At 41.7% G+C, this 14,259-nt stretch carries 8 protein-coding genes; 3 read left to right on the forward strand and 5 right to left on the reverse strand.

What is annotated here, in order from left to right; genetic code table 11:
* Positions 1 to 59 precede the first annotated feature (59 nt).
* Positions 60 to 1,208: an iron-containing alcohol dehydrogenase gene (locus tag HRT96_RS09365; protein WP_293155401.1), complete on the forward strand. Its 1,149-nt coding sequence runs from the start codon at positions 60 to 62 to the stop codon at positions 1,206 to 1,208.
* A gap of 432 nt (positions 1,209 to 1,640) precedes the next feature.
* Positions 1,641 to 4,739, forward strand: a complete 3,099-nt coding sequence (locus tag HRT96_RS09370) for an ABC transporter transmembrane domain-containing protein (protein ID WP_293155404.1) — start codon at positions 1,641 to 1,643, stop codon at positions 4,737 to 4,739.
* Between the two features lie 231 nt (positions 4,740 to 4,970).
* On the opposite strand, the gene HRT96_RS09375 is transcribed toward HRT96_RS09370, so the two are convergent.
* On the reverse strand, positions 4,971 to 5,987 hold the full coding sequence (locus HRT96_RS09375) for an ABC transporter substrate-binding protein (protein WP_293155407.1): 1,017 nt from the start codon (positions 5,985 to 5,987) through the stop codon (positions 4,971 to 4,973).
* 220 nt (positions 5,988 to 6,207) lie between these two features.
* Between HRT96_RS09375 and HRT96_RS09380 the strand changes: the two genes are divergently transcribed.
* Positions 6,208 to 7,920 (forward strand): electron transfer flavoprotein-ubiquinone oxidoreductase, encoded by a 1,713-nt coding sequence (locus HRT96_RS09380; RefSeq protein ID WP_293155452.1) that lies wholly within the window; start codon positions 6,208 to 6,210, stop codon positions 7,918 to 7,920.
* A 120-nt stretch (positions 7,921 to 8,040) separates the two neighbouring features.
* Here HRT96_RS09380 and glpD read toward each other — a convergent pair whose 3' ends face one another.
* From glpD to HRT96_RS09400, 4 genes are all read right to left on the reverse strand, one after another.
* On the reverse strand, positions 8,041 to 9,600 hold the full coding sequence (gene glpD, locus HRT96_RS09385) for a glycerol-3-phosphate dehydrogenase (protein ID WP_293155410.1): 1,560 nt from the start codon (positions 9,598 to 9,600) through the stop codon (positions 8,041 to 8,043).
* A gap of 347 nt (positions 9,601 to 9,947) precedes the next feature.
* The gene (glpK, locus tag HRT96_RS09390; RefSeq protein ID WP_293155413.1) at positions 9,948 to 11,480 is read right to left on the reverse strand and encodes a glycerol kinase GlpK; all 1,533 of its coding nucleotides are present in this window, start codon (positions 11,478 to 11,480) and stop codon (positions 9,948 to 9,950) included.
* Positions 11,481 to 11,713: 233 nt separating this feature from the next.
* A complete protein-coding gene (locus HRT96_RS09395) occupies positions 11,714 to 12,571 on the reverse strand; it encodes an MIP/aquaporin family protein (protein WP_293155416.1) in 858 nt (285 codons plus the stop codon).
* A 424-nt stretch (positions 12,572 to 12,995) separates the two neighbouring features.
* A complete protein-coding gene (locus tag HRT96_RS09400; protein WP_293155419.1) occupies positions 12,996 to 14,165 on the reverse strand; it encodes an MFS transporter in 1,170 nt (389 codons plus the stop codon).
* Between the last annotated feature and the right edge of the window lie 94 nt (positions 14,166 to 14,259).

Raw genomic sequence — 14,259 nt, forward strand, 5'->3', positions numbered from 1 at the left:
ATTTAAAATAGTAATATGCACTTATTGAACAAATAAAAATAAAAATAAAAGGACATACAATGAAATTCTCTTATGTTAACCCAACTCAAATCCATTTTGGCCAAGGTCAAATTGAGACTATCGCAACGTCTATCCCAAAAGATAAAAAAGTACTTGTGATTTACGGTGGTGGGTCTATTAAGAAAAATGGCGTTTATGACCAAGTTTCTGACGCACTGAAAGAGCACACATGGACAGAATTTCCCGGTGTTGAAGCAAACCCAACAGTAGAAACCCTAGACAAGGCCGTTGTTATCGCCAAAGAACAAGCAATTGATTACATTCTTGCTGTGGGTGGTGGTTCGGTCATTGATGGTGCAAAATACGTAGCAGCAGCAGCTAAGTACGACGGTAATGGTTGGGATATTTTGATTGGCAAACACCAAGTAACGGATGCGATCCCGCTTGGCGCAATTCTGACATTGCCAGCAACAGGGTCTGAATCAAATTCAGCTTCCGTTATTACTCAAAAATCAACGCAAACTAAACTGCCATTTATGTCTCCGGCTGTGCAACCTAAGTTTGCTGTACTTGATCCAGATTCAATGAAAACATTACCAGAGCGTCAATTAGTGAATGGTATTGTCGATGCATGGGTACACGTTTGTGAGCAATATCTAACACAACCAACGGGTGCGATGGTTCAAGACGGTTATGCTGAAACATTACTTAAAAACTTACTAAAATTAGCTGAGCAATACGGTGATCGTGATAACAACGAATGGCGCTCTAACCTGATGTGGACAGCAAACCAAGCACTAAATGGTTTAATTGGTTCTGGCGTAACGCATGACTGGGCAACGCACATGATTGGTCATGAATTAACCGCCTTATACAATGTTGATCATGCGCGTTCGTTATCTATCATCCAACCATCTTTACTGCGTAATCAAATTGAAGCAAAACGCGCTAAATTGGAACAACTAGGTAAAAATGTATTTGGCTTAGCAGCGTCTTCGGATCTCGCTGAGCGTACGATTGTAGAAATAGAAACCTTCTACCATAGCGTACAACTACCAACACAATTAACTGAACACGGCGATGATAAAGCTTCTGCTATCGATACCATCATCAAACAACTTGAAACTCACGGCATGGTTGCGCTAGGTGAAAACCAAGCGATTACCCTAGACGTTTCTCGTCAAATATTAGAAGACGCAGTGAAGTAATAACACCCTCGATAAAACACGTTCTAATAGCAAAAGCCAATACCATTAATATGGTATTGGCTTTTTGGGGTTGTAGATTGCTAACGCGCCGTTGAAGGCCTTAGCCCAGTACCAGTAAGTGCTGTTAGATGTGGTATATACATATTCAATAAGTTCTTCTGTTCCAATACTGGTTCCGTTTCTTCGCTATTGAACATAATTTTAGGCGCTAAGGCTAGTCTAAATATCTTGTTTAATAAGCAACACTGTCATTTCCACTCGCGTACAAGTGCCTATACTTGGGCTAACATTGGTTATTCGACCAGCAATACATCGCATTCATTAATCGTGTGCGTTGATATTAAACAGTGTGAAAATTTTGATTGAATTGGTGTATATAAACCATTAAAGTTACGATTTTTTTACAACTCAGCCAGCAGAGGAATACTCATAATGGAAAAGAGCATTTTTCAGTATATCTGGAAATATTCTAAAAAAAATCAGTTGGTTCTAACAGCTATCACACTCCTGACTTTCCCCATTCTGTACGTTTCGCTAGAGTTACCTAAGCGCATTATCAACGATGCTATTGGCGGAACGGGTGAAGATGTGTCATTGCTGGGCATGACATTAAGTCAGACCGAATTTTTGATGGTGCTTTGTATTGCTTTTCTATTCGCGGTATTAGCCAATGGGCTGTTGAAAATGCGCCTAAACACCATGAAAGGTGTGTTGTCGGAACGATTATTACGTCGATTTCGTTTTCAACTGGTCACCCGAATATTGAGATTTCCACGTTCGTATTTCCGCACTACCAGCCAAGGTGAATTGGTTTCGATGGTGACGTCTGAAGCAGAACCTATGGGTGGATTTATGGGCGATATGCTGTCACAGCCGGTGTTTCAGGCTGGGCAGATGTTGACAATTCTGACGTTTCTATTTGCCCAGAGCTTCTGGTTTGGGGTTGCGTCCATCGCACTTATTCCGTTGCAGGCATGGATCATCCCCAAATTACAGCGCCAGATTAATGTGTTGAATAAAGCAAGAATACAAGAAATTCGCAAATTAGCAGCTGATATTGGCGAAACAGCAGCAGGTGTCAGCGATATTCGTATGAACGGCGGGATGCGTCACAGACTGTCACTGTTTTCTAATCGTTTGGGTAACCTGTTCGGCATTCGTTTTCAGATTTATCAAAAGAAATTTTTTATGAAGTTCCTGAACAACTTCATCAACCAATTAACACCGTTCTTTTTCTATTCTGTTGGTGGCTATTTAGCGATCAAAGGAGAGATCACAGTTGGTGCCTTGGTTGCCGCGCTCGCAGCCTACAAAGACCTGTCTTCGCCTTGGAAAGAGCTGTTGACTTATTACAACCAAACCCAAGATATGGCGCTGCGCTGGGAAGTGGTGATCGAACGTTTCGCGCCAAATACACTGGTAAGAGACGAGTTATTTGATGGCGAGCCTGATACGGTGACCAGCCTTAATGGCGATATCGAACTGAAGCGTGTGACGGTATCCGATGAAGACGGACATTCGGTACTGGAAGATATTAGCTTAACCATTCCCAAAGGCGCACGCGTTGCAATCAAGACAAATAATGAGGCTACGGCACTTGCGTTTGCTGATTTATTAACACGTGAGGTGATTCCACAAAGAGGAACAGTGCAGATAGCAGGGTATGAGATGAATGATTTGCATCAAACAGTGATCGCCAATCGCATCGGATATGCCAGCTCCAAACCTCATATTTTTCAAGGGACACTCGGTGAAAACCTGTTAATGCCATTTAATTATGCGCCTATCTTACGCGAGAATATTTCGGTTGATGTGGCCGATTGGCAACAAGAGTCCGCGCGCGCAGGTAACAGTGTTGATCCATTTGAATCTGACTGGGTTGCGCCCCAAATGGCTGGATTTAAATCCTATGATGAGATCAAAGACTGGTGGTTCCAGTTGGTTGAAGCCATGGGTACCGACGACATGATGGTGCGCAGGGGGTTACGATCACGCCTTGATCCAGACACTCAGCAAGAACTGATAGCAGCGATTGTACAATTGCGTCCCGAAATAGCCAAACGCTTAGCAACAGCGGGTGTGGATGATATTGTGCATGCCTTTCACCCTGAGAAATTCAACCCTGTATCACCCTTGGGTAGCAACCTACTTTATGCTGTGCCTACAAAAATGCTGACACAAGTCACCCTGTCACAAGAAGACAATTTCGTACAGATGTTGGAGGATGAAGGGATTGCCGATTACCTTGCACACATGTCTGCCAATCTAATCGAAGGACTGACCGAAACATTTGGAATAGATGGTACTGATCATCCGTTATTTCGCCGTTTGAATATAAATGAAGATCTTTATCATCGGCTTAGAGTGATCGTAGCAAAAAGACGCTTAGTTGGTCAAAGTGGTTTGTCGCACGAAGATTTTGCATTGATGTTGACGGTACCCTTTGCGTTTTCTGCCGAACAGATTGGACCCTCTTTCACTGATGAGTTCAAAGCGCGGATTGTGCAAATTAGGATGAAAAGTGCCGCGGAGATGGTTGTAAAGTTAGATGGCTTGTTTAAGCCAATTGATCCACAACAATATTTTCCTGTTATGTCGGTGCTTGGCAATGCGATTTTTGGCCGTATTTCAAGTTTGGCTGGTGCCCGTGAGAAGTTGATTGAAGATACGATTGTTGATGTCCTGACGGAGCATGGTCTAAGGCGACTGGTCGCGCAATCCCTATATGATGTTGCGACCACCCAAGGGGGAGAAAATCTTCCCGCAGTGTTCAGGGAACGTTTAGCATTCAGCCGTGCCGGGATCAAGAAGCCTGATATTCTGATCCTTCGAAATGCATTAGCTAGTCACGACGGTGAGGCTCGTGCGTTGACGCGCGAACGTATTAGTGAATTGATGCCTGACACCACCCAGATTTTCATTGAAAACCACTTCCCCAATCCAGAAAGTTATGATTTGTTTGTCGATATTGTGGATGGGCGCATTGATGGTATTGCACGTCAAGATGAACTTCAAGATGAAGATGCGCGTCAGGATCTGAACCGTAAATTACGCGTGGTCGCACAGACAGAATTATTTGCAGGGCTTGATCGAAAACAACAACGCCTACTCGCATTTAGTGCCCAATGGCACAAAGTAAAAGCGGGAACCGTGATTTTCAAAGCAGGTCAAGAAGCAGATGCATCCTATCTGTGTGTTAAGGGTTTATCAGGGTTATATTGGCCAGAAAGTGAAGGCGAGAAACACTTGGTATCAGAAATTCTACCTGGGCGGTTGATCGGAGATTTGGCCCTCATCAATAACGAGCCACGTCTATTAGACTTAATTTCGATAGAAGACAGTGTATTTCTACGTATTGGTGCTACTGAGTTACTGGCTGTGATCGAAAATGACGCGATGGTAGCGACAAGCTTGTTACGCTCAGTTGCTGGACACTTATCAGAGACTGCGACAAGTCTACGGGCAATGCGAGCATTTGCAGCTGAACGAGGGATCGATTTCACTGAATTTGACGAAAGGGATGAGGGTTAAGTGTTGAATGGCGTTCAAGTTTCGAGTCAGCGAATAGCAAAGAAGTCGCTGAGTTCTGTGACCCGATTTACCAAGCGCTATTATCTGCACTGCAAGAAACATACTCTTAGCTACAAAAATGTAACCTTTAACAAAATAGTCGTTAAAAAGGAAGCATTTCAGCTTCCTTTGATTATTAATTTGTCAGTCATTACTAACCAACAATTCCACATGAGTAAGGCGTGTTAGCGATTATAAATCAGCTAACGCAATCTCAACTTTTTTAACCACGTTCTTCGGCACCCACTGACTCCACATCGCTTTATTGTTCAATAAGAAGTGTTCTGCGGCATAGTCACCATCAGCTTGCTCTTCTTGTATCCATGCCAACTGCTGATTCATTTGCATATTAGTAAATGAACGTTTAGACAGGTACTGCATCACCTCAGGCTCTCTTTTTGAAAAGCTGGTTGTGACAATCGTCTGTACAGGAGCGGCAGGATAATCCGTCACTTTCGGGTTTTCACAATCTTCGATGATGGTACAGTTTTCAAATTCTTCACGATTAAAACCAGTGCCAAAATCAACGCGTACCATATCGTACTTATCCATGATCGCGGTTGGCGACCAATAATAGCCAAACCATGCTTCTTTATTTTCGTACGCTTTAACCATAGAGCCCGCTAATCCAGCACCGGACCCTGGATCAACTAAGTCAAAGCCGTAATCAGCCAGATCCATCGCGTTGAATAAGTTGGTGGTTGAGATCTGACAAGTCCAGCCTGCTGGGCAAGCCATGAAAGCAGAACGACTTGGATCTTCGGGGTGTTTGAATAATTTAGCATTAGCCTTGATACCCGCTAACGTAGCCAAAGATGGATCTTTCGCTACCATATAGGCTGGGACCCAAAAACCAGAAACCGCACCGTCAGACAGTAAATCACCAGCAACAACAATACGACCTTCTTCGCCACCTTTAACTAATGTCGCTCGGATCTGGTTTGTCCAAAATTCGGGCGCAATATCAGGCGTATTTTTTTCAATCATTGACGCTGCTGTTATTGTCGAATTACCCGGCACTATTTCAACATCACAATCATAGCCATGCTCTAAAATAAAAGCATCAATATTGGCGACTAAGGTTGCACTACCCAAATTCATATCTGCAATAGTCACTGAACCACACTCAGCTGTGAACGTATTCTCTGCTGCAAACGAACTAAAAGATGCCATGGTTAACAGCATTGCTAAAGGCGCTTTTTTAAACATAATAAAACCTCAAATTAAACTAGGTATATTGATTAAATACATTTAACGATATTGTACTCATTATTTTCCACTAAACCTTCATTTTCACTAAAATATGTGAATTTACCAGTCAAATTCAGAAAGTTAGTTGCAAACGATAATATGATTGGCGCTTATTCAAACATACACAATACTTAATATAAATGAGTGGATAAGGATGCCAAGCGTGAAACGTGAATCAATGGAATTTGATGTTGTCATTGTCGGTGCGGGTCCAGCGGGATTGTCTGCGGCCTGTCGCTTGCGTCAACTTGCGCTAGGATCTGACACCGAACTGAGCGTTTGCGTTCTCGAAAAAGCGGCCGATATCGGTGGCCATATCCTTGCGGGTACTATCTTTGAAACCCACGCATTAGACGAACTTTTCCCCGACTGGAAAAACTTAAACACACCAGTGACTAACACAGTCAAACAAGATGATACCTGGTTACTCAAAAATGCAACCACAGCCCGCCGCGTCCCTCGTATGTTAGTGCCATCAAGCTTAGACAACAAACATAACTATATCATCAGTCTTGGCGATTTATGTATTTGGTTAGCCAAGCAAGCTGAAGATTTGGGTGTTGAGATATTCACTGGTTTTGCCGCTAATGAATTTACATTTGATAACGATGGCAGCGTCAAAGGAGTGATCACGGGGGACATGGGGCGAGACAAACACGGTAATAAAAAAGACAATTTTATGCCGGGCATGGAACTCATTGGCAAATATACTTTAGTCACCGAAGGATCTCGCGGTCATTTAGGCAAACAATTAATCGAAAAATACCAGTTAGATAAAGACGCCGATCCACAGCATTACGGACTGGGCATTAAAGAACTGTGGCAAATAGACCCAGCCCTTCATAATCCGGGATTAGTCATGCACAGCATCGGCTGGCCACTAGCTGAACACGGAGCCACTGGTGGTGCGTTTCTCTATCACGTTGACAAAGATCAGGTTTATGTCGGTCTCATCACCGATTTAAACTACCAAAATCCCTACCTCAGTCCTTTCGAAGAATTTCAACGCCTTAAATTACACCCCACGTTCAGCCGCTATCTAAAAGGTGGCAAACGCCTTGCTTACGGCGCAAGAACCATCACCAAGGGTGGTTATAACAGCCTCCCTAAGATGGTGTTCCCCGGTGGCCTATTACTGGGTTGTGATGCGGGTACTTTGAATGTAGCTAAATTAAAGGGCACGCATACCGCAATGAAAACGGGCATGATAGGTGCTGAAGCTGTGTTTGCAGCAATGGCGTTAAATAGCGATAAAGCCAACGAAAAACGAGAGCAAGAACAAGACTTAAATAAAGCGTTAAACAAGAATACAAAATTGAATGAAGAGATCGGTGCAGGCAACAGCCTCGAACATTTCACCTTATTGTATAAAGCGTCATGGGTGTATCAAGAGTTATACCAATCCCGTAATTTTGCCCCCATCACCCACAGATGTAATGCCATGTTAGGCGTGACTTGGTTTGAACAGAACATACTGCATAAAAGCTTACCCTTTACCCTACACGATTCAAAACCAGACCATTGCCAATTACAAAACGTCACTCGATCTTCAGCAATCACTTACCCTAAACCAGATAACCTTTTAACCTTTGACCGCCTAAGTTCGGTGTTTTTAGCTAATATACAACACGATGCCGAGCAGCCATGCCATCTTAAACTTACCGACCCCAGTATACCTATGTGTACTAACCTACCCAACTTTGCAGAGCCTGCGCAACGTTATTGCCCTGCTGCAGTTTATGAAATAGTCATGATAGATAAAGAAGTAAAGTTCCAAATCAATGCTGAAAACTGCATCCACTGTAAAGCTTGCGACATAAAAGATCCGTCACAAAACATCGTGTGGACACCACCGGAAGGCGGCAGCGGGCCCAATTATTCAGGCATGTAATAAGCCCCTCCCTTATGATCGTACCCTACTATTCATAAACGTCAGATATAAAAAAACGCCACTAATCAATGATTAGTGGCGCTTAATTAAGCTGTTTAATTAGCGCCGTGAATTACGCAATTAACCAACTTTATCTAGCTTTACTGGGTTTTGCTTTACCACTTTTGCATTGACGTAGTCAGCAACAGCCGCTTGCTGTTCTTTGCTTAAGTACAGCCCAAGCTTAGTACGACGCCATAAAACGTCTTCCGCTTTCTTAGCAAATTCATTTTCAATTAAGTAATCAATTTCACGGCTATAAACACCTTGGCCAAAGTGAATACCGAAATCAGCTTCAGATGTACAACCCGCGAATAAGTCCCAAGAATCTGTACCAAACTGATTAACATAACGCTTTGCTGTTTCAGGGTTTAACCATAAATGCTGTGAACAGATGTTTTCAACTAACTGTGTACGTGGGTAGTTAAAATCACCGCCAGGAAGCGCTGTATCAGCTGTCCATGAATCACCCATTTTATCGAAGTACGGTGAAATTAGTTTCATTGCCGACTCCGCCAGTTTACGGTAAGTCGTTAACTTGCCACCGAAGATAGATAACAATGGCGCTTGTGTGCCTTCTTGCTCAATTTCCAATGTGTAATCACGGGTGATTGCTTGTGGAGATGAAGATTCGTCATCACACAGTGGACGCACGCCGCTGTAAGTCCAAACCACATCACTTGGGTTAAGTTGCTTAACAAAATGCTCGTTTACCACTTCAATCAGGTAATCAACCTCGTCATCAGAGATCGCGACTTTACGTGGGTCGCCAACATATTCAACATCTGTCGTACCGATAATAGAAAAGTCTTCCATGTAAGGAATAACAAAAACAATACGGTTATCTTTGTTTTGTAGAATGTAAGCTTGCTCTTCGTCATGAATACGCGGTACAACGATATGTGAACCTTTCACCAAACGAATGTTACGTGGGGACTCTTCTTCCATACTGTCATCGAAGAATTGTTTAACCCAAGGACCCGCTGCGTTCACTAATGCACGCGCAGTACGCTCAAAACGGACATTGGTTTGCTCGTTTAACATAGTGACTTGCCATAAACCATCTTTACGAACGGCTTTTTCTACACGGCAATAGTTTTCAACTTCGGCGCCGTTACGTTGTGCGGCCATGGCATTTAGGATCACTAAACGCGCATCATCAACCCAGCAATCTGAATATTCAAAACCTTTGGTAATTTCTTTTTTAAGTAAGCCTGATTTAGCTAAATTTATTTGTTTACTGCCTTCTAACGTTGTACGTTTACCCAAGTTGTCATACAAGAACAAGCCAGCACGAATGAGTAATGCAGGACGTAAAAAAGGACGATGTGGTAAACGGAAACGCATTGGTTTAACAATATGTGGCGCTTTCTTAAGTAATACTTCACGTTCTGCTAGTGCTTCAGATACCAGGCGAAACTCGTAATGTTCAAGGTAACGTAAACCACCATGAATTAATTTAGAGCTTGCTGATGACGTGGCTGAAGCAAAATCGGCGGCTTCATATAAACCAACAGTTAGGCCTCTGCCTGCAGCATCTGCAGCAATACCAGCACCATTAATACCGCCGCCTACCACGATCAGGTCTAACACTTTATTGTTTACGTCATTGGTCATTACTTTCTGATTTCCATTATTCATACTAAACTCACTTTAATACATTCTTGTTTGAGCGAACGACCGCTATCGAACATCTGCAACTAATATAGAACACTTTTCTATTAAAATCACCACTTACTTTCGAATTCGCGCATTAAACCTTACAATTCGAACATTTAATTTTGAATTTAATCGACCATAAACGCTCGAATGACTATTAACATTAAAACTATGTCCACGTGATGACAAAAATAGACCAAATAATGCTAAAAAACATAAAAAATCCAAAAAAAAGAGCGCCACTATATAAACACTTTCTATTTATATAACCGGCACTCTTTCTATTTAGACTAGGATGATGGCCTACTGGCAATCAAACTCAAACACTATTACAGTAAATCATCTTCTTCGTCATGACCTTCAGACCATGATTGTGCTGCTTTAACAGCACGTTTCCAACCACGGTAACGACGTTGACGTTTCACTTCATCATCGTGCGGTACAAATGATTTTTCGATAACAGCTTTATCAGAAAGTTCATCTAGACTATCCCAGAAACCAACAGCCAGACCAGCAAGATATGCAGCACCTAGCGCAGTTACTTCTGTTACAGCCGGACGTAATACCGTTGTATTTAGTACATCAGCTTGGAATTGCATTAGGAAGTTATTCGCTACTGCGCCACCATCTACACGTAATTCAGCCAACTTAATACCTGAATCTGCTTGCATTGCATCTAATACATCACGTGTTTGATAGGCAATACTTTCTAGTGTTGCACGGATAATGTGATTGGCACCCACACCACGTGTTAGACCAACGATCGTACCACGTGCATATGCATCCCAGTACGGAGCGCCTAAACCAGTAAATGCAGGAACAACATAAACACCATTCGAAGTCTCAACTTTAGTCGCAAAGTATTCAGAATCTTTTGCATCTGAAAGTAATTTCATTTCGTCACGTAGCCATTGGATAGAAGCACCACCCATGAATACCGCGCCTTCAAGTGCGTATGCAACTTCACCGCGTGGACCACATGCTAACGTAGTTAATAGACCATTCTGAGATGTTACTTTTTCTTTACCCGTGTTCATTAATAAGAAACAACCAGTACCATAAGTGTTTTTCGCTTGACCTTGCTCTACACACATTTGACCATAAAGTGCAGCTTGTTGATCACCGGCAATACCAGCTAGAGGGATACGCGTACCGCCCTTACCACCGATGTTCATTTGACCGTACACTTCTGAAGAAGATTTCACTTCAGCCATCATTGATAATGGAATATCAAGAATTTTAAGTAATTTCTCATCCCACTGTAGTGTATTGATGTTAAACAACATTGTACGAGATGCGTTAGTGTGGTCTGTTACATGAACTTTGCCTTGTGACATTTTCCAAACTAACCAAGTATCAACGGTACCGAACAGTAGTTTACCTGCTTCAGCGTCTTCACGTGCACCCTCTACATTATCAAGGATCCATTTAATTTTTGTACCTGAGAAGTACGGGTCAACAACCAGACCAGTATTTTCACGAACATATTCTTCAAAACCTGCATCTTGTGCTTTTAATTTATCGCACATATCTGCAGTACGACGACACTGCCATACGATTGCGTTATAAACTGGCTTGCCTGTTTCTTTATTCCAAACAATGGTGGTTTCACGTTGGTTAGTAATACCGATAGCGGCGATTTCATCGCTGGTGATACCTGTTTTCGCTAACACTTCAACTAATACTGAACTCTGAGTTGCATAAATTTCAAGTGGATCATGTTCAACCCAACCGGCTTGCGGATAGATTTGCGTAAATTCACGTTGAGAAACGCTGACAATATTTGCATCGTGGTCAAGAATAACGGCACGAGAACTAGTTGTACCTTGGTCTAAAGCAATAATGTATTTTTTCTCAGTCATTATGAAGTCCTTTTAATTTCATTTGGTAGAGTACTTTATACTTAGTGTTTAAAGTAATAGGTCTTATTTTATTATTTATTTATCTATATATTTAAATATACACCCAAGCAAATTTATGATGTTACGTATTGATTTTACTTATTTATTTTAGTTATTCGTTGTAAATAATATCGTATTCAAAGTTGCTTAGGTATTATTCAACATTTATTAAACAATGATTCATCGTTGCCAAATTATACTTTAGCAGCTTCACCTTCAGCGGATTCGTCATCACACTGGTTTGGGATAGTACAACCGTGACCTGCTGATGGTAGATATTGACCAATCACTTTTGGATACAACCAACCACCAAAACATGCACCTACAATTGGACCTAAAATTGGTACGATGAAGTAAGGAATATCTTTAGCGCCTGTTAATGCGTAGTCCCAACCCGCAAAGTAAGCGAACAGTTTAGGACCAAAGTCACGTGCAGGGTTCATTGCAAAACCAGTTAGTGGACCTAAAGAGCCACCAATGACCGCAATTAACACACCGATAAGTATAGGATTCATTGCACCGCGAGGTTCGCCGTTGCTTTCATCACCCAATGCTAAAATAGCAAACATTAATACTGCAGTAATTACAAATTCAACCGAAAATGCACCAATGAATGAGAGTGATGGGTGTGGATAAGTAGAGAAAATACCCGCTGTCGATAATGCCGCTTCACTGTTACGTAGGAAACCGTTTGCAATTTCGTAGTCCGTGAATAAATTACTATATAGACCGTATACTAAAGCTGCTGAGCAGAAAGCACCGGATAATTGCGCGAAAATATAAGGTAATACTTTGCTCTTATCAAATCCATGAAAAGCTGCTAAGGCAATCGTCACAGCAGGGTTAATGTGAGCTCCAGATACACCGGCTGTACAGTAAATAGCAATAGCTACCCCCATACCCCATATAATACTGATTTCCCATTGACCAAAACTAGCGCCAGTTAATACTAATGCAGCTACGCAGCCGACACCAAAAAAAATTAGCAGTCCAGTGCCAATAAACTCAGCCAGGCATTCGCCCATCAGAGTATGCTGTTTATTGTTAGCCATGATTCATTCCTTTGTTATATTTTTATGTAGGGTGTACACAATGTTCGTGTGGTTTTGAATTTACACTTTTAACACATAATTAAAACAATTAAAGAATAAAAGTGAGCGTTCGAACACAAAAATACGCTCAAATGAGACACGTTGAGCTATTTCAATATACAAAACACGCAAATATGAGCTGGTTTGACCAGAATAATATCATATATGGGTGGAATTATAGCGCATACTCGTCATAAAAATTAACACTTTATAAGTACTTAAGTAGCATAAATACTTAATACTGTAGAGTCAAGAATGGTCGAAAAAGATAAAATGTAAATAAACGAACATATTGACGATAGTATGAATACAACGAGTAAAATACGGTTAAACCATCAACCGGCTTAACCGTATCAACACTGTGCTCACAAGGCTACCTGTAATCCTATTGCGAGATAGCAGAATGATCGCTTGGCTTTGATGTCGCACTTTTAATAAGCATGTAAATGCACATCGTTAACATGCAAACACCAAGGTATGTAATTAAGCCATTGTTATAATGCTTAAAGCCTTGTACAGCAACAGGGCCAACAACGGAACCCACGCTATAACTTAATAGCATGATCTCCGTTGCCGACACAATTTTGCTAACGCTTAAGTTATCGCACGCTAGCGAGATCGCAATCGGATATATCGAGAATACACTCGCGCCCAATAACATATAGCTTGAACTTAATAACACTGAGTCATGGGTCGTTAATATCCCGATAATCCCTAGCACACCAACTAAGCAGAATAATGACATTAGCAATGTCTTACTCATTTTTGGTGATAAATAGCTGACTAATGGTTGCACTAACATGCCGCCCAAAATAATGATCGCCATTAACATCCCCGTTTGCTCCGCACTGCCAGTTTGCGCTTTAATATACAAAGGCATCAAACCATAAACCGGTGCCATTAACAAACCCGACACGAAACAACCTAAAATTGCAGGTCGGCTGAGTGTTTTTAGTTCTGCTAACTTGATCTTTTGATGGCCAGTACGATCAGGCTGCCCTACTTTGATTAATAATGGCGGTAGTATCGCAATCAACAATACAGCAATCACCATGCTATAAGGAAAAACACCCTCTACGCCGATTGGTACAAGTCCTAGCTGACCAAGTGAATTACCACCGTATAAAGACGTCATATATAAGCCAAGGCGCTTTGCACGTTGCTTTGCTGTATCGGCCATTAATAGCCAAGATTCAACAACAACAAATACGCCAGCTACAGCAATACCCGCAATAAAGCGAGACGCTAACCACGTGGCAGCAGTTGGCACTGCGATCATCAAAAAGATTGATAATAACAACACACTTAAAAATAAAATAAACGCAAGACGATGACCTATGCTTGTGACTACTCTTTCTATCTGTAATGAACCAATTAATAGTCCCAGATAAAAGATACTTACTAACCAAGGCGTTAGTGTCAGACTTAGACCAAATGATGGTAGTGATAGCGGAATTAGGCTCATTAAAAAGCCAGATGCAATAGCAAAAAATGACAAACCGACAACAGGTACGAAAATACTGCTTCGTGGGTTTGTCCAGGCGAATGTTCTCACCTTGTATCCTTAAGTTAAATTGTTTAAATGTAGGTTATGCGACTATATGTGTACCAGTTGCTGGTTACTGCATATTTCGGCGAGACTTTAATCC

The organism is Moritella sp. (assembly GCF_013215705.1).
GTDB lineage: Bacteria > Pseudomonadota > Gammaproteobacteria > Enterobacterales > Moritellaceae > Moritella.

Bases quoted from the DNA above. Each gene is read 5' to 3' on its own strand.
- HRT96_RS09365 (WP_293155401.1), top strand. From the start codon at position 60: ATGAAATTCTCTTATGTTAACCCAACTCAAATCCATTTTGGCCAAGGT.
- HRT96_RS09370 (WP_293155404.1), top strand. From the start codon at position 1,641: ATGGAAAAGAGCATTTTTCAGTATATCTGGAAATATTCTAAAAAAAAT.
- HRT96_RS09375 (WP_293155407.1), bottom strand. From the start codon at position 5,987: ATGTTTAAAAAAGCGCCTTTAGCAATGCTGTTAACCATGGCATCTTTT.
- HRT96_RS09380 (WP_293155452.1), top strand. From the start codon at position 6,208: ATGGAATTTGATGTTGTCATTGTCGGTGCGGGTCCAGCGGGATTGTCT.
- glpD (WP_293155410.1), bottom strand. From the start codon at position 9,600: ATGAATAATGGAAATCAGAAAGTAATGACCAATGACGTAAACAATAAA.
- glpK (WP_293155413.1), bottom strand. From the start codon at position 11,480: ATGACTGAGAAAAAATACATTATTGCTTTAGACCAAGGTACAACTAGT.
- HRT96_RS09395 (WP_293155416.1), bottom strand. From the start codon at position 12,571: ATGGCTAACAATAAACAGCATACTCTGATGGGCGAATGCCTGGCTGAG.